Raw genomic sequence first — 17472 nt, 5'->3', positions numbered from 1 at the left:
TTCAAAAAGTGTTTTCTGTGTATGTTAAGCATATTCTCAAAAAACATTTTCATAAAATACATTTAAGCGGTGATGAAAATTTTTTGAATCGCAACAAAACACTTCCGTCAATAATATTCGCAAATCATTCAAACTGGTGGGATGCATTGCTACCGTTCTGGCTTTCATATAATATCTTTGATGTTAACGCTTATGCAATGATGGATCATAAACAGCTTAGTAAATATAAATTCTTTAGATGGATTGGCGTTTTCTCGGTGGATAAAGAATCAAAAATTGATTCGTATCGTTCTTTTAAATATGCAGCTAATCTTCTAAAGTCCGGTACAAATGTCCTCTGGATTTATCCTCAGGGTACAATGCCCCCAAACGATTTAAGACCTTTGAAGTTTGAGAACGGGCTTTCAAAACTCATTAACGAAGTAGGCGATGTCAATATTATTCCTCTTATTTATAATTATGAGTTTTTAAAAGACCAAAAACCCGAAGTCTTTATTAAAATTCTGCCCTTGCTCAATAAATTCAATAACATTGATGCCGTTTCATACACTGAATACCTTGAGAATTATATCACATCTGCACTGGACGAACAGAAACAGAATATATTGAACGGAAAAATATCATCTTATAAAATTATGCTTCATGGAAAAGACTCAGCGGGTAACATATTGGACAGGGGGCAAAATGATTGAGTTTGTCTCTTTTATATCACTTTTTCTGACCGGAATATTGCTTATTGTAATCTGGAATTTATGGGTATTTAGAAAACGAAACTACAAACAACTGTCCGACAATGAAATGCCGTTTATTTCAGTACTTATTCCTGCGCGTAACGAAGAAAGAAGCATTCGTAAATGCGTAGAGTCACTCCTGATACAGGATTACCCGAATTATGAAGTTATTGTGCTTAACGATAACTCCGAAGATATGACACTGGATATACTCAAAGATATACAGATTAATCAGCCGAAGCTACATGTTATAAACGGCAAACCCCTTGAAGAAGGGTGGACAGGAAAGAATTTCGCTTGCCATCAGTTGTATTTGCATTCAAAAGGGGAGTATATTCTATTTAGCGATGCTGATACAGTTCATTTCAACAACTCATTGCGTAATGCTGTAATCCGTGCTGTTAATCGTAAAGCCGACCTTTATTCGTTGATTCCTTCAATGACTCTCGAGACTTTTGCCGAAAAATGTATTATGCCCGGTATGCACTTTACGTCTTTTACACTTTTACCTTATTATCTCGCTGAGAATCTTAAAAGCCCTGTTTTTGCAATGGGTGTCGGACCTTACATGCTTTTTAAAAGAGATTCGTATGAAAAAATTGGCGGACATGAATCGATAAAATCCCACCTTGTTGAAGATGTTGCACTTGCAAAGAGTATTAAAAAACACGGTTTAAAAGTTGTTGTTAATAAAGGTCTCGATATTCTTAGTTGTCGCATGTATCATAGTTTCGGCGAAATCTGGGAGGGCTTTTCAAAAAACATATTTCCGGGTATGAACTATAACTCATTTCTTCTGTTCGCTGTTTTTACTGTCTATCTTCTTCTGTTTTTTGTTCCCTTTGTTGGACTTGTAATCTCGGCTGCTGTAGCAAATGAACTACTTATGTACAATTTCCTGTATCAGTCTGTTCTTGTTTTATTAATGAGATTGCTTATTAATACATTTTTTAAACTTGGTATAGTATCAACCTTGCTTCACCCTATTGGAATATTTATTATTTCAACGATAGGTTTCAACTCTTGGAGATGGAATAAGCTTGGCAAAGGTTCGGTTTGGAAAGGTAGAACTTATTCCCCCGTTAATCCCAAAGGAGATAACTATGTCTTATAATTTGGTAAATATTATTCTTCAGAAATTGTTGTATGTTCTCATGATAATGACTCCCGTAGGTGTTATTATAATGTTAATACCTGAACTTAAAGATAAATATCTCTGGACAACTAATATATTCCTTTCTATCCAGTTTGTTGCTCTGCTGTCATATATGCTTCTAAACTATTCCGGAAGATCTGTTATTATAAATTTAACTGTTCTGCTCTTAAGCGGATACTTTTTAGAGTTAATCGGTGTTAAAACATCCTTTCCTTTTGGAAGCTATGTTTACACGGATAAGCTTCAGCCCCAGATTCTTCAGGTGCCTTTAACAATCAGTCTTTCATGGGTTGTAGTGGTTACGGGTTCTTTTATGATTGTTTCTTCTTTGAAAACACTTAACGTATTTGCAATCGTTACATACTCATCGGTATTGGTTCTGGCTTTCGATTTATTGCTCGAACCTTTTGCTGGATTTATTAACGGTTACTGGACATGGACATTCTCTTTCGTTCCCATCCAGAACTATATCTCATGGTTTGTTATCGCATTTGTATTCACTTTATTTCTTTCAAAGTATCTCGTACCACAATCGAACGTAATTAATAAATCGAAAGTGGTCTCATACACCCCTTTAATTCTTTACATTATAAGCATATCACAGTTTTCAATCATTAATATTTTCAACAGCTATGTTCTGCCGACTGTTTCGGGAATAATACTCATAATAGTCGTTTTGATATTAATCTACAGGAGGACCAATGAAGTTTGAATATTTAATAGTTATGCTGTTTACCGTTTCCGTGCCGTTTATTAAGAGCTTTAGCCCTGAAATAAATTTTTACAAACCTCTGAATAGATTCGTATTCGCAATGCTAATTCCGTTTGTCCTTTTTGTAACCATCGATATAATTGCAGTCATAAGAGACTTATGGACTTTCAATCCAGATTATGTTATAGGTATATATTTCTTTGGTCTTCCCCTTGAAGAAGTCAGTTTCTTTATATTCGTACCTTTTGCTTGCATATTCACATGGGAAACAGTCAAGTATCTTGCCAAAAGGCAGAAAGGGAGCGCCTGATGGAATACACTTGTTTGGTAATCGTCGGAACTTTGCTCGTGATTATTCTTGATGTAATCTTAAAAACACATTTGTTTAAGCAAAAAATATTCTGGATTTACTTGGGAATTATTGTCGTTCTTATGTTTGTCGTAAACGGATATCTTACATGGAGACCTATTGTAATTTACAATGAATCAAAAATGCTCGGTATCAGACTCTTCACTATTCCTGTTGAAGATTTCTTCTTCGGATTTTCTTTGATAGGTTTAAACCTGATTATCTGGGAATTTTTTAACAAGAAAATTAAAAATATTAACAATAAATGAATAAGAAAAAGATAATTGTCATAGGCAGCGGATTTGGCGGACTTTCTGTCGCATCAAGACTTGCTTCAAAAGGTCATGACGTAACTATTTTCGAAAAACTTGATAAACCCGGAGGTCGTGCATATCTCTTTGAAATGAATGGATTCAAATTTGATGCTGGTCCTACGGTTATAACCGCTCCTTTCCTCTTTGAAGATATTTTTAAAGAGGCCGGCAAAGATATAAAAGATTACGTTAACCTGGTTCCTCTCTCTCCTTTCTACAGGATATTTAACCATGAGGGTAAGCACTTTGATTATAACGCAGACAACGATTTTATTCTTAGTGAAATTGATAAATGGAGCCCCGAAGATAAAGACGGCTACTTGAAATTTATTAAAACAACAAAAGCAATCTATCAGAAAGGCTTTGTTGAACTTTCCGATAAACCCTTCTTGAAGTTTACTGATATGCTTAAGGTTGCTCCCGACCTGATTAAACTTCAATCTTATAAAATGGTCTATGGATACGTATCAAAATTTATTAAAAATGAATTTCTACGTCAGTGCTTTTCCTTTCATCCGTTGCTTGTGGGCGGAAATCCTTTTGATACTACTTCTATATATGCCCTTATCCATTACCTCGAAAGGCAGTGGGGAGTTCATTATGCTATGGGTGGTACAAACGCACTTGTCAGTGCATTGGTTAAATTGTATACAGAGCAGGGAGGTAAATTACTGCTTAATTCCGAAGTAAAAGATATGATTGTTGAAGATAGAAAAATCAAGGGTATCATTCTTACAGACGGTTCAAAGCACATGGCAGATATTGTAATATCTAACGGAGATGTTGCTGCAACCTATATGAACCTTATCTCTGAAGATAAAAGAAAGAAATATACCGATGCTAAACTAAGAAATAAAAAGTACAGTATGTCTCTGTTCGTAATTTATTTCGGGACAAAGAAAAGATACCTTGATTCAAACCTTAAACATCATAACATAATTCTTGGCCCAAGATATAAAGAATTATTAAACGATATTTTCAACAGGAAAATTCTCGCAGATGATTTCTCTCTCTATCTGCACATGCCTACTATTACCGACCCGTCACTCGCTCCCGATGGATCTGAATCTTTTTACGTTCTCTCACCCGTTCCTCATCTTGAAGGCGATATTGATTGGAGCGTGAAATCTAAAGAGTACAGAGATAGAATTATGAATTTTCTTGAGGAAAATTATCTCCCAGGCTTACAGGAAAATATAATTGCTGAGCATTATGTTGACCCAAGATATTTTCAAAATAAACTTAATAGCTATCTCGGCTCTGCATTTTCTCTACAGCCTGTTCTTACACAGTCGGCTTGGTTCAGACCTCATAACAAGTCTGAAGATTTTGAAAACCTGTACATTGTTGGTGCAGGTACTCATCCCGGAGCAGGATTGCCCGGTGTTGTATCTTCTGCTAAGATAGTTGATGATTTAATAAAAAATTTAAACTTAAAATGATCATGAAATATGATTTAAACATAATTCCCGATTTCCTGAAGGGTACTTACAGCGAATACAAGGATTATACAAAATACTATGCAAAGAGTTTTTATTTCTCCTCTTTCGCATTGCCTAAGGAAAAAAGAAATGCCGCATATGCTGTTTATGCATTTTGCAGATATGCTGATAATATTACCGATATTTCTAAATATGAATCGCCGGAGTTTCTTGAAAGCAAAATCAATTTCCTTCTTGAAATACTTGATGAAGTTTATAAGCATGTTAATGACGGCTCAAAGTATATTTCAGATTTCACTCTGACTGTTAAAAAATTTAACATTCCAAAAGAATACTTCCGGGAACTTATTGATGGTGTCGCCTCCGATATACATAAGAAAGTTTATTATAACTTTGAAGAACTTGATGTCTATTGCTATAAGGTTGCATCTGTTGTTGGTCTTATAATGACTAAAATCATGGGGTATTCTAATGACAATGCACTTGAACATGCCGTACATCTCGGAAAAGCCATGCAGCTGACAAATATTTTAAGAGATGTAGCCGATGATTATTCTATGGGAAGAATATATTTGCCCAAAGAAGAACTTGACAGGTTTAACTACACAGAAGATGATATTAAGAATAAAATTATCGACGAGCGCTTTTATGCAATGATGAAATTCCAGATAAACAGGGCAAGGGAATATTACAATCTCGCAGAAAAGGGGTTTAAATATCTTCCTAATGACGGTTCTCGCTCAACCGTTAAAATGATGAGCAGAATCTATTCCGGAATCTTGTCTGAAATTGAAAACAATAATTACGATGTATATTCTAAACGTCATTATGTTAGTACTTTCTCAAAAGTTATGATGACAATGAAAATATTTTCTGATAAGCGTTCATCTAAAGGAAAAGCAGCCATTAAGTCTGGCAGTAAACCGGCCGTTAATTTGGAGAGTTAATCCTTGAAAACTGTTGGAATTATCGGTGCAGGCATCGGCGGTTTATCTGCTGCAATTCACCTCGCATCAAAAGGTTTTGAAGTAACTGTATTTGAAAAGAACTCCCTCCCCGGAGGTAAAGCATCATCGTTTTCCCATCAGGGCTTTCGCTTCGATACAGGTCCGTCTTTGCTTACAATGATTGATGTTGTTGAACAATTGTTCGATGAAGCAGGTGAACATTTATCAGATTATCTTGACGTTAAAAAACTCGATGTACTTTGTAAATATTTCTATCCTGACGGGATAGAACTTAATGCCTATAGTGATTTCAATAAGTTTGCTGCAGAAATTGAATCTAAAACCTCGGATACTTCCAATAATTTATCTGAGTATTTCTCGTATTCTAAAGTAATATTTGACCTTACTAAAAAGATATTTTTGTACGATCCTTATATGGGAATAAAATCGTTGTTAAATTTTAACTCAGTTAAAACACTTTTTAAAATCCGTAAAATAGATTCGTTCCGCACAATGCATGAGGCAAACAAGTCTTTTTTCTCTGACCCTAAACTTGTCCAATTGTTCGATAGATATGCTACTTATAATGGCTCTAATCCATACCTTGCACCGGCAACACTTAATCTTATATCTCATGTCGAAAATTCTCTCGGTGGATATTACTTGTCCGAAGGAATGTATAGTCTCGTAAAAGCCCTGTGGAATCTCGCTCTGAAGAAAGGCGTTAATTTTATGCTCAGCCGAAACGTCTCATCCGTCAGAAAATCCGGAAATAAAATTGAATCACTAATATCAGAAAACAAGCCTTATTCTTTTGATTACTATGTGTCAAATCTTGATTCACTCTCGGCTAACAAACTATTTTTCTCGGAAAGTGATTTTAAAATAAAAGAGGAAAGACTCTCATCCTCTGCTATGGTCTTTTATTGGGGAATTAATACGGAATTTCCTCAACTTGATACACACAACATTTTGTTCTCTGCAGATTATAAAAAAGAGTTTAATAGCATCTTTCTTGAAAAAACCATCTCCGATGATGTCACCATCTATATTTACGTATCCTCTAAGTTTAATCCTGCTGACGCACCTGAGGGTTGCGAGAACTGGTTTGTAATGATTAATACCCCTCCAAATCTTAACCAGAACTGGTTCGAACTAACCGAAACATACCGTGCTTTAATCATTGATAAAATTGAATCAGTAATTGAAACTGATATTAGGAGTAAAATACTTTTTGAAAAAGTACTGAATCCGGAAATTATGGAACATCAGACAGGAAGCTATAAAGGCAGTTTGTACGGATATTCTTCAAACACCAGATTTTCTGCCTTCAAAAGACAGTCAAACCGTTCAAAGAAATTCAAAAACCTGTTTTATTGCGGTGGATCTGCTCATCCGGGAGGAGGAATTCCTCTGGTTATTCTCTCGGGGAAAAACGTTTCGGAATTAATTGCTGACGTACAGTATTAACCTGTAGCCCAGTTCTTGGGAAGAGTGAAATAAAATGTGCTTCCCTTTCCTTCTTTGCTATCAACCCAAATCTTTCCTCTGTGTTTTTCTATAAACTCCTTGCAAAGTAGTAACCCTAATCCCGTTCCCTTTTCTCTGTTTGTTCCTAACGTAGTATGATTCATATCTATCCTGAATAGTTTTGTTATGTCTTCCTTTGCTATTCCAACTCCGCTGTCTTTTACCGATACAAGTATTTCATCAGGATTTTGCTCAGCAGACACTAAAATCTCTCCACTCGGATGTGAGAACTTTATGGCATTAGAAATTAAATTTCTTAATACTATCCCCGTCATTGTCTTGTCCGCAATAACAGGAACATTCTTGTCCATTTTCGTCATTATGGTTATTGTCTTCTGTGCCGAAACGTCGTTAAGTGATAGTAATGTCTCTTCCAGTAGCTCTTTCAAATCTATGTATTCAGGTCTAAATTCCATTTTACCCGTTTGTGAACGCGACCAATTGAGAAGATTTTCCAATAATGACTTTGCATGAGTTGCTGATTTGTGAATAAAACTTGCATACTCCTCTATTCCTTCATAATCTTTTGTTTCCATTTGCTCTTCCAGTAAATTGCTGAATCCTAAAATTGAACTGAAGGGACTCCTTAAATCATGTGCAATTATATTAAAGAATTTGTCTTTTGCCGCATTCATCTCGCGCAGGTTATTTTCACTCTTCTTTAATAGTTCTTCGGTTTTTTTCCTTTCTGTGATGTCGTGAATTATTGACTGTAGTAACGCGCGTCCTTTAATGTATATCGGACTCGAATATACTTCTACATCTCGAATATTTCCGTCGGATAGTCTATGCTTGAAATTAAAGTAAGATTTCTTTTCTAACAATACCTCTTGCATCTCCTCCGAAAGCGCAGCGGCAGTCAAAGTATTAATGTCACTGATTTTCATTTCAGTCAATTTGTCATGCGGATATCCGTAATACATTGATGCCGCCGAGTTGGCATCAACTATCGCACCGTCTTTTGGGTCAATCAATAGTTTTACCGCTGTGTTTTTCTCAAATAAAGAATGATACAATTCTTTGTTTTCTTTCAATGCTTCTTGCGTTTTTTTCCTCTCTGTTATGTCGAATATTTGCGAAAGTATGCATTCCTTGTTGTCCATATATATTTTCTCGGCTGCATAAATGGTGTCTTTTATTTCTCCGCTCTTTGTTCTTATTCTTAATTCAAAATCATTAATAAAAGCGTTTTTATTTATTATTGCAATAATTTTTTCCCTGTTTTGATAGTCTTCAAAAATGTTCAATTCCTTCGATGTTTTGCCGATTACTTCTTCGCGCTCCCAACCGATACCTTTGCAGAACTTTTCATTCACATCAATAAAGGTCCCTTCTTTGATAGTACTGATGCATGCTATTCCCGGGTTTGACAAGAATGCCCTTCTGAATTTTTCTTCCGAAAGCCTAAGTTCATTTTCTGCCTGCTTTCTTTTTGTTATATCGTTTACCTCGACAAAAATAAAAGAACGGTTATTTATAGTTATGGGTTTTGTAAATATTTCTACTGGAAAGCTTGACCCGTCTTTTGTGACGTGTATCCATTCAAAGTGTAACTCTTTTATTAAAGCGTTCGATACCTTTTTTGATGCTTCACTCATATTCTCAGGAAGTGTGATGTCCATTGGTGTTAAATTCCTGAACTCATCGGCTGTGTATCCGTACCTTTTTACTGCAGCTTTATTGGCATTGTAATACTTCCCGTCTTCCTGTATTAAAAACAGTATGCTTGGGCTGTCGTCAAACAACAGTCTGAATTTATTCTCACTGTTTCGTAATTCTTCCTCGGCTTTCTTTTGTTCTGTTATATCCTGAAACCCTCCGTACACTTTTATTATCTTCCCGTCTGCATCTCTTTCCACCTCTCCTATTGACCTGACCCATCGTTTCTCTCTTTTTGCTGTGATTATCTGTAATTCTTTGTCAAATGATACACCTCTTTTTACACAATCTCCATAGAGTTTTTTAATTGTTTCCCTGTATTCAGGTGCATAGAAATTGATACCCTCTTCAACAGTAGGTGAGTATCCAGCAGGGATCTCATGAATTTTCGCAACTTCATCCGACCATTCTAATTTATTGTTAGAAAGATCTACACTCCATCCACCAAATTTTGCTGTCTTCCCGGCAATTCTTAACAGAGAAAAACTTGATTTGGTTTCCTCTTCTGCTTTCTTTCTTTCCGTGATGTCTAATCCAAAAGATAACGTGCCGGATATTTTCCCGTTTTCATACATTTGATTGTTTTGCCAAAGTATGTGTCGCTCTTCTCCGGACTTTGTTATTATTGGATTCTCGAAATTCTTTAATTCCTTTCCTGCTGTAAGTATATCAAACATTTTCCAGACTTCAGGAAAACGGTCTTTTGGTACGAGAACTTCAAACCAATCAAGATTTTTTATCTCTTCTTTCGTATAACCTGTTATTTTTTCTCCGGCATTGTTTATGAATTTTACCCTGCCGTTAATATCAAGTCCGACTATAATCGTATTAGCAGTTTGCAAAAGGTTTTCTGAAAAGTCTTTTATCCTTTCCAGTTCTTCAACCAATTGCTTTTTTTCTGTTATATCTCTTGAGAACACTGACACCCTGTCAGGCTTTTTCTTATTCGTTTTGATTGGATATATACCGAATTCTGTGTATCGATTATCACGGAGATCCTCTCCGTTAACGGGTTTTCCCGTCTCCAAACATTTTTTTACGTTCTTAAACCTGGTTCTGTATAAATTTTTGGGTAAAAACTCTTTCAGATTTTTTCCGATTAAATCTTTTCGGGTTAAACCAAACCTGTTTGCATGCCCCTCATTCGTATCGAGGACAAACCCTTTTTTATCTATTAATATTATCGAGTCTGAAGTTGATTCCATTATTGCCCTCGCATTTGCTTCACTTTCCTTAAGCGAGTTCTCAATGGCTTTTTTCTCCGAAATATCCCTCGCTATCACCATCATGTTTAAAAATGTTCCGGATTCAGTCAAAGGAACAATATAGCTCTCATAATATTTCACCGCTCCGTCGTTACCGGGTGCAAAATACTCTACATACTGCGTCTCGCCCGTTTTTTTTGCTTGATTAAATGCTTTTCTGTAAATTTTCTTGGATTCTTCCGGAAGGTAGAGTGTATAGTGCTTGCCTATGGTTTCTTCTTGTGTATAACCTTTTGCGTAATGATTTAGATATACATAGTTTCCTTTCTTGTCGTATAAAGCTATGTAATCAGGTATGCTCTCAATAAATGTAAATAACTTTTCGGGACTTATCTTCTCTGTTATTTTTACATTGTTTACAGTGTCGGTTTTTGATTTTTTGTCCGTTTCTTTCAAAATCACACTCCTTTTTGTCTCGTTTATAATGTAATAAATTATTCAATAATGTAAAAAGCAATTTTTTATCGTTTACTTGTGCAAAAACCATACCCGGTTAATAAAAGAATATGTTATCTATTCCTTAATTTATTGGTTACCCTTAAACGCTTTATACATTCTTTATGTTTTAAATTATGAGTATTTTTATTGATAAACAATCATTTCATAATTTATGAAGAAAACATTTTTTGTATTATTATTAACCTTTATTTGCGGTTATTCCTTCTCTCAGGATAACGTTAAAGAGATTTCTATTCTGCACTGGAACGATTTCCATGCCCGAAACTTACCGTATAAAACATCAAAAAAGAAAGACGGCGAAACTATAAATTATTTCGTCGGCGGTACTGCTTCCATGCTTGGATACCTCAATAAATTCAGGAATGAGAATTCTCTCGTTCTTCATGGAGGTGACGATTATCAGGGAAGTCCCATTTCTTCCATAACAAAAGGGTTGTCACAGATTGAACTTCTGAACCTTTATAATATCGATGCTTTCGTTATCGGCAATCATGAGTTTGACTACGGTTCTTCCGAGCTTGCTAATGGTCTTAGTTCGCTCAACTGCGATGTTCTCGCGTCGAATATATTTATCCCCTCTAAAAATAAGAATTTTGCAAAATCATATACTATAAAGGAAAAGAACGGCGTTAAAATAGGAATTCTCGGTGTTTCTCCGGACGATTTAAAAACTCTCACCCTTCCGAAAAACGTCGATTCTATTGTTGTTCTGAATATCGATTCCGTTATTACAGCTAACCTTTCTGAATTAAAAAATGTTAACTGTGACCTTATCGTCCTCCTTTCTCATAACGGCGTTGAAATGGACAGCGTTTTTGCGTCAAAGTTTCATAACGATATTGATGTCATCGTTGGCGGACATTCACATACACCAATTTTTAAACCCAAAGTCATCAACGGTACTTTAATCGTTCAGGCTGGCTCATACGGTAAATTTCTCGGTAAACTCGACCTTAAGGTTGATATTGAAAAAGATACTATCGTAGATTATTTCGGAAAACTAAATGAAACCGTGCTCGATTCTGCTGTCTTCGATTTAGTCGCCGCAGCAAAAGTTGATACCATGATTGCTGCTATCGAACCCGTAATGAAAAGCGTTATTGGCACCCTTGAAGTTGACTGGAAAAAGAATAATTGCGGTCAGTGGACTGCAGACGCTTTAAGAGCAATGTTCAATACCGATATTGCTTTCCTGAATGCAGGAAGCATTCGTAAAGATATGCTTAAGGGTGATATAACCGTAGGCGATATTTGGGAAATAAATCCTTTCGGAAATAATATAATGACTTTCTCTGTATCGGGTAAAACTATTCGCAAGATGATTGCTAATAACGTAAGAATGGCTTCTAAAGATGAAGAGCTGAACGGTTACGATATGATAATTTTCTCCGGGATGATTGTTAGAGTTGATCCCGATAAAATAAAAGATGATAACGATGATTTCGTCCTGAGTATTGAAGTCAATGGCTCTCAAATTGACCTTGAAAAAATTTATTCTGTAGTAACAAACAGCTATACCGCTTCGCAGGCTAAAAAATATTTCGGAGATTTCGGTGAGGAGATTAATGCATTCGATACAAATGTTATCGATAGAGATGCCCTGCTCGATGCCGTTAAGCAACAAAAAGTAATTAATAACGTATTTGAAACAAGACTCTTTTTAGTAAAGGAAAAATAATATGGCAGAACCAAGAATTGTACATTGTATTAAATTGAAAAAAGACCTCCCCGGCCTCGATAGGCTCCCCGTGCAGGGAGAACTCGGACAAAAGGTCTACGATAATGTTTCTAAAGAAGCTTTTAAAATGTTTCTCGATTATTTTAAAATGATCGTTAATGAATACAGACTCGACCTTTCAAACCCCGATACAGATAAAATATTTCTGGATCAGATGAAAGAGTACTTGTTCGGCTCTGGTGGTGAACTGCCGAAAGAATACACACCGGAAAAAAAGTAATCATTCATGGTCACGGCTTTCGAATTCGATAGGTATCTTGAACTCTCTAAAGAGGATTCTTATAAACTGCATCAGGATGAGAAAAATTATTCTGCCCTCAAAAAGTTTGTTCTTGTCTTTAATATTGTATTTGGATTTGTTACTCTTACTACTCTGTTCGACGGCGAAATCGAATTTGACTCATATTCAACATTCTTTATTTTCGGTATTTCTCTCGTTGTAAAAATCTTCTATCATAGGATATTCACCGAAAAGAATATACGCAAAAGAATTTATACCCTTGTTATATCAGCCCTGTTGCTGTTCATGCTTTCAGATATTCTTCAAAACATAGTCGAAAGCAGAACACCTGTTAAAACTGTCATTGAAAAACTTGATAATAAAAGCAGTAGTGTTAAAGTAACCCTCGATGAAGAAAAAAGCGATACGACTAATATTATTATCTTCTTTTCGCTGTCCCTCCTTTTTTTCCGCTTTAAAAAAAGTGATATCGTAAGGCTATTTGCTCTTGTTTTTGGACTTCCTGCACTTTCTGAGCTCATATTCTTCCGCAATATCAATTTCCTTGATATATTGCCGGGGCTCATAATTGCTTCAGTCTGTTTTATGATTGCTTACTCTACTGAAAGCAGAAAGCAGAATAAATTCAGCAAGAACTACGATGTCTATTATAAGCGGCATTATGAAAGCATCAGAATGAAAAAGGAGCTTAACTATGCACGCGAGATTCAGCTATCTATGCTTCCGGAAAGTGCTAAATCAATCGGAGACCTTAGCATTGCTGGAACTTCAATTCCCGCAAATGAAGTCGGTGGTGACTACTATGATTATTTTAAGATATCTGATTCCCAAACAGGAATCTTTATCTGCGATGTGTCTGGTCATGGTGTCGCAAGTGCTTTGCTGCTTTCAGGACTCAGAAGCTGTATGCACCTGATTCTTGAGGATACTGCAAACCCCGAGGAGGTTTTCATTAAACTTAACAAAATGATTCGGCGTACTCAAAACAGAAAGATGTTTGTTACGGCAGTTTTTGCAGTCATCGATTCTAATCGGAATAAGTGTACTTTGTTCAATGCAGGTCATCTTCCTCCCTATAAGATTTCGGCTGGCTCAAATGAGCTGTTTAAAATAAGACGGCATGGTGTTGCACTCGGGGCCGTAGATGCTTTCGCAAGTATTAATGAAGATAATCTGGTTACTTTCGATTTTAAAAAAGGTGATAAGCTTCTTTTGTACACTGACGGTATTATTGAAGCAATGGATAGTAACAAAAACGAATATGGTTTTGAAAAATTTGAAGACTATCTTTATATGCATACGGATAGCAGCCCCGCAGAGCTGCTCGAGGGTTTAGTTAAAGACGTTAACCGGTTTACCGGTAACACCGAACAGATAGATGATATAAGTATTCTTGTTCTTTCGAGAAGTTAAAATTAAAAATTATTATTATGTCAAAACCTGTAGTTGGAATAATCATGGGCTCTGATTCAGACCTTCCGGTTATGAATCTGGCTTCTGAAATACTCGATAAGTTCGGAGTAACCTATGAAGTTAAAATTACTTCTGCACATCGTACTCCCGATTTTATGGCATCCTATTCGAAGAATGCTTACAAAAGAGGTATCAAAGTAATCATCGCAGGAGCAGGCGGTTCTGCACATCTTCCGGGTATGTCTGCTGCATATTCGCCCGTTCCTGTGATAGGCGTTCCTGTTGAAACAAAAGCTCTCAAGGGGCTTGATTCTCTTCTCTCTATCGTACAGATGCCCTACGGTGTCCCTGTTGCTACTGTTGCTATCAACAACGCCCGTAATGCTGCCTTGCTTGCAGTCGAAATTCTCGGTACTTCAGATAAGAAACTTTTATCAAAGGTACTGAAGTTTAAGAGAGATATCGAAAAAGAATCTCTTCGAAAGAATAATAAACTTAATAGAAACTCAAAATGAAAAATTATTTCTTAATAATATTATTTTCTCTTCTTATTGGAAGTCTTAACGCTCAGATAGAAATTCCTAATCAAGATGAAAATGTTGAACAGGATGATTTGTCGCTTCTTGCCTCGTACCTGCAGGGTTCGTTCTCAAGCGAAGAGCAGTCGCAAAAAGACACAACTTACTTCAACATTGTTCTTCACATGAAAAGAATGTGGCATGATAGAACTGATGGTATATGGATTTATGCCGAACAGGCTTCCGTTTCATCAGCCGATAAACCTTACAAGCAAAGGATTTACAGACTTACTCAGCTGCCCGATGGTTCTTTCGAAAGTGCAGTATTTACTTTTCCTGATCCCTTGAAATATGCTGGAGATTGGAAAAGTGAAAAACCTCTTGAAAACCTGAATCCTTCTAATCTTACTCAGAGAAAAGGTTGTTCCGTTTTTATGAGAAAAAATGACGACGGCTCATTCACGGGCTCAACAAAAGGAAAAAATTGTGAAAGCGACCTTCGCAGTGCAAAATATGCAACTAGCGAAGTTATTATTAAAAAAGATGCCATGATTAGCTGGGACAGAGGTTTCAACGAAAAGGATGAACAAGTATGGGGCACCGCTAAAGGCGGCTATATCTTCAAAAAACTCAACAACTAATAATCTTAGTGGTGAAAATCTCTTGTTCTAAAAATTTATTTACATGTATTTCTCTTCTTCTATTCCATGATCTCATTGCTGTATCTTCTGCACTTCCTTATACCTGCTGCAGCTCACAAGGTGGTCATTCACCATCCCCGCCGCCTGCATAAACGCATAACATATCGTCGAACCTACAAATTTAAACCCCCTCGTCAGCAGATCCTTGCTCATAGCATCAGATTCTTTCGTCTTTGCTGGAATTTCCTTTAACGTTTTCCATTTATTCACTATCGTTTTACCCCCCGTAAACTGCCAGATGTATTTATCAAAACTCCCAAATTCTTTCTGCACCTTAAGAAACGCCTTTGCATTTGTTATCGTTGCCCGTATCTTCAGCTGATTCCTGATTATCCCGGCATCATTCATCAGCAATTCATATTTCTTCTCATCGTATTTCGCGATTTTCTTCACATTAAAATTATCAAAAGCTTTTTTGAAATTCTTTCTTTTGTTTATGATTGTATTCCAGCTTAACCCCGCCTGAAATGCATCCAGTATTATAAACTCAAAAAGTTTTCTGTCATCATGAAGCGGTACACCCCATTCTTTATCATGATATTCTATCATGAGCGGATTGTTTCCGGTCCATTCACAGTCTTTTATATTTTTCTTCATATTTTATAAAATAAAAATTTGTTAAAGTGAAAACACAGTCTAAATACTATTAAATTTCCGTGTCTCGATTTTTTTCTATAACTTGCTCTCAGTTGGCTCTTAAATAGCCTTAAGTCTGCTCCTACATCACCAACTCAAAGTTTCAGTCTAAAATCTTCTGAAATCGCACTTTTCTTTAACATCAAAATAAAAACATAGCGTCAACGCTTCAAATCATTTTATCTTATGTCATATCTGTCAATAAGATAAACTAATGCGGCTATTGATGCACTCCCTAGCTGTAGCTCTCTTCTGTTCACGTTTTCAAACACATCATTTGCAGAATGATGATAATCAAAATATCTTTGTGAATCTGTAATTAATCCTATCAGAGTTGTTCCCGTTTCTTTCAAAAAACTTATATCAACACCTCCTCCGCCTTTTACAAATAAGTGCAGCCAGTAAGGTTCAAAATATTTCTGCAGATCTTTGTACTGCTGTAGTTTTTCTTCGCTCACCTCAAAAGAGAATCCATGTGGCGTAAATCCTCCGCCGTCTGTCTCTATAGCTGCAAGGTGAATCTCATTTTTTGCTTTTACAATCTCTGCATACTTTCTCCCGCCTTTCTGGTCAATCTCTTCATCCATAAACCCTACAAACCTTATTGTGTGCCTCGGTTTTATTCCAAGCGTTTGAAAAATCCTTAATACTTCTATCGTTTGCACTATCCCTGCGCCGTCATCATGCGCCCCTTCTCCCAGATCCCACGAATCTACATGACCGCCTACAACTATTATCTCTTCGGGTTTCTCGCTGCCTCTTAATTCTCCTATCACATTAAAAGATTCTGTATCCTCGTCCTGATGGCATGTCGTTCTGAAATAAAACGTCATTTCTTTATCTTCTTTCAAAAGATTGCTTAGCAAGTCCGAATCTTTTGTCGATATTGCTATTGCAGGTATCTTCGTCAATGAATCGTTGTATCTCATCACTCCTGTATGAGGATAATTATCGTAAGATACTGTTGCCGACCTGACAATTACACCAACTGCTCCATACCTCGCTCCCTCTATTGCACCCCTGACTCTCTGGTCAACCGAACTCCCGTATCCGTATCCCGTTGTGTATCCGCACTGGTCTGCTGCTCTGCTGAAAAATACAATCTTGCCTTGCACATTTTCCTTGCCAAGGTTTCTTAGTTCATCCCAGTTTTTTACCTCAACAACTTTCGCCTCTATACCTTTATCACCCGTCCCCACCGATATTCCAAGTGCGCATACATTAAAATTTACCCTGCCCTTGTTTGTGTTCGCATATCCAACTTCCTTTTCCCCCCTTTCCCATTTCCTTACTTTCAATTCCTGCAAATAAACATTATCAACTTTCATTTCTTTAAGCCTGCTCTCAATGAACTTAACCGCATCATTCGCATTCTTCGACCCTGTTAATCTTCCTCCGATGTCCTTGCATAAATCCCTTAGCATCTCATAAGAAACAGTACTCGTCAGAGCTTCTGAGTAAATACTCCGTATCACAACCAAATCATTATCCTGTGATACAGCGTTTAATGAAATAAAAAGCAATATGAATGTGAAAAAGTATCTGAAGTATAATCTCATAATTATAATAATACGAATTTTAATAAACAAAAGTTTAACAATATATAAAAATCCATTTTAATAATAATTGCTAAAAATAATAATCTTAACAACTTTATAAGA

At 36.3% G+C, this 17472-nt stretch carries 16 protein-coding genes; 13 read left to right on the top strand and 3 right to left on the bottom strand.

Annotation, left to right across the window (positions count from 1 at the left end; all coding sequences use genetic code 11):
- The first annotated feature begins 8 nt into the window (after nucleotides 1–8).
- From WC644_01030 to crtI, 8 genes are read left to right on the top strand one after another with little or no spacing between them, the layout of a single operon-like run.
- Nucleotides 9–692: a lysophospholipid acyltransferase family protein gene (locus WC644_01030; protein ID MFA5010511.1), complete on the top strand. Its 684-nt coding sequence runs from the start codon at nucleotides 9–11 to the stop codon at nucleotides 690–692.
- Nucleotides 643–1845 carry a glycosyltransferase gene (locus WC644_01025; GenBank protein ID MFA5010510.1) on the top strand — a complete coding sequence of 401 codons (1203 nt, stop codon included), beginning with the start codon at nucleotides 643–645 and terminating at the stop codon, nucleotides 1843–1845. The genes WC644_01030 and WC644_01025 overlap by 50 nt, the downstream gene beginning before the upstream one ends.
- Nucleotides 1835–2599 (top strand): carotenoid biosynthesis protein, encoded by a 765-nt coding sequence (locus WC644_01020; protein MFA5010509.1) that lies wholly within the window; start codon nucleotides 1835–1837, stop codon nucleotides 2597–2599. Before WC644_01025 ends, WC644_01020 begins: the two co-directional genes overlap by 11 nt.
- The gene (locus WC644_01015; protein ID MFA5010508.1) at nucleotides 2589–2909 is read left to right on the top strand and encodes a lycopene cyclase domain-containing protein; all 321 of its coding nucleotides are present in this window, start codon (nucleotides 2589–2591) and stop codon (nucleotides 2907–2909) included. The genes WC644_01020 and WC644_01015 overlap by 11 nt, the downstream gene beginning before the upstream one ends.
- Nucleotides 2909–3217 (top strand): lycopene cyclase domain-containing protein, encoded by a 309-nt coding sequence (locus WC644_01010; GenBank protein ID MFA5010507.1) that lies wholly within the window; start codon nucleotides 2909–2911, stop codon nucleotides 3215–3217. Before WC644_01015 ends, WC644_01010 begins: the two co-directional genes overlap by 1 nt.
- The gene (locus WC644_01005) at nucleotides 3214–4704 is read left to right on the top strand and encodes a phytoene desaturase (protein ID MFA5010506.1); all 1491 of its coding nucleotides are present in this window, start codon (nucleotides 3214–3216) and stop codon (nucleotides 4702–4704) included. Before WC644_01010 ends, WC644_01005 begins: the two co-directional genes overlap by 4 nt.
- A gap of 2 nt (nucleotides 4705–4706) precedes the next feature.
- Entirely contained in the window at nucleotides 4707–5651 is a 945-nt protein-coding gene (locus WC644_01000) for a phytoene/squalene synthase family protein (GenBank protein ID MFA5010505.1), read from the top strand.
- Between the two features lie 3 nt (nucleotides 5652–5654).
- On the top strand, nucleotides 5655–7121 hold the full coding sequence (crtI, locus tag WC644_00995) for a phytoene desaturase family protein (protein ID MFA5010504.1): 1467 nt from the start codon (nucleotides 5655–5657) through the stop codon (nucleotides 7119–7121).
- Here the strand turns inward: crtI and WC644_00990 are convergent.
- Nucleotides 7118–10501 carry a PAS domain S-box protein gene (locus tag WC644_00990; protein ID MFA5010503.1) on the bottom strand — a complete coding sequence of 1128 codons (3384 nt, stop codon included), beginning with the start codon at nucleotides 10499–10501 and terminating at the stop codon, nucleotides 7118–7120. The genes crtI and WC644_00990 overlap by 4 nt on opposite strands.
- A gap of 214 nt (nucleotides 10502–10715) precedes the next feature.
- On the opposite strand from WC644_00990, the gene WC644_00985 reads away from it, so the two are divergent.
- The 5 genes from WC644_00985 to WC644_00965 are packed head-to-tail and all read left to right on the top strand — an operon-like array spanning nucleotide 10716 to nucleotide 15115.
- The gene (locus WC644_00985; protein MFA5010502.1) at nucleotides 10716–12242 is read left to right on the top strand and encodes a bifunctional UDP-sugar hydrolase/5'-nucleotidase; all 1527 of its coding nucleotides are present in this window, start codon (nucleotides 10716–10718) and stop codon (nucleotides 12240–12242) included.
- 1 nt (nucleotide 12243) lies between these two features.
- The gene (locus WC644_00980; GenBank protein ID MFA5010501.1) at nucleotides 12244–12522 is read left to right on the top strand and encodes an oxidative damage protection protein; all 279 of its coding nucleotides are present in this window, start codon (nucleotides 12244–12246) and stop codon (nucleotides 12520–12522) included.
- 6 nt (nucleotides 12523–12528) lie between these two features.
- The gene (locus WC644_00975) at nucleotides 12529–13956 is read left to right on the top strand and encodes a PP2C family protein-serine/threonine phosphatase (GenBank protein ID MFA5010500.1); all 1428 of its coding nucleotides are present in this window, start codon (nucleotides 12529–12531) and stop codon (nucleotides 13954–13956) included.
- Between the two features lie 17 nt (nucleotides 13957–13973).
- Entirely contained in the window at nucleotides 13974–14471 is a 498-nt protein-coding gene (gene purE / locus WC644_00970; protein MFA5010499.1) for a 5-(carboxyamino)imidazole ribonucleotide mutase, read from the top strand.
- Entirely contained in the window at nucleotides 14468–15115 is a 648-nt protein-coding gene (locus tag WC644_00965) for a chromophore lyase CpcT/CpeT (protein ID MFA5010498.1), read from the top strand. Before purE ends, WC644_00965 begins: the two co-directional genes overlap by 4 nt.
- A 72-nt stretch (nucleotides 15116–15187) precedes the next feature.
- On the opposite strand, the gene WC644_00960 is transcribed toward WC644_00965, so the two are convergent.
- A complete protein-coding gene (locus WC644_00960; GenBank protein ID MFA5010497.1) occupies nucleotides 15188–15772 on the bottom strand; it encodes a DNA-3-methyladenine glycosylase I in 585 nt (194 codons plus the stop codon).
- 218 nt (nucleotides 15773–15990) lie between these two features.
- Nucleotides 15991–17370: a M20/M25/M40 family metallo-hydrolase gene (locus WC644_00955; GenBank protein ID MFA5010496.1), complete on the bottom strand. Its 1380-nt coding sequence runs from the start codon at nucleotides 17368–17370 to the stop codon at nucleotides 15991–15993.
- Between the last annotated feature and the right edge of the window lie 102 nt (nucleotides 17371–17472).

The sequence above is a fragment of the Ignavibacteria bacterium genome, from assembly GCA_041649015.1.
Classification (GTDB): Bacteria; Bacteroidota; Ignavibacteria; order Tepidaquicellales; family Tepidaquicellaceae; genus CAIKZJ01.
This window is presented reverse-complemented; position numbering and strand designations above follow the sequence as displayed.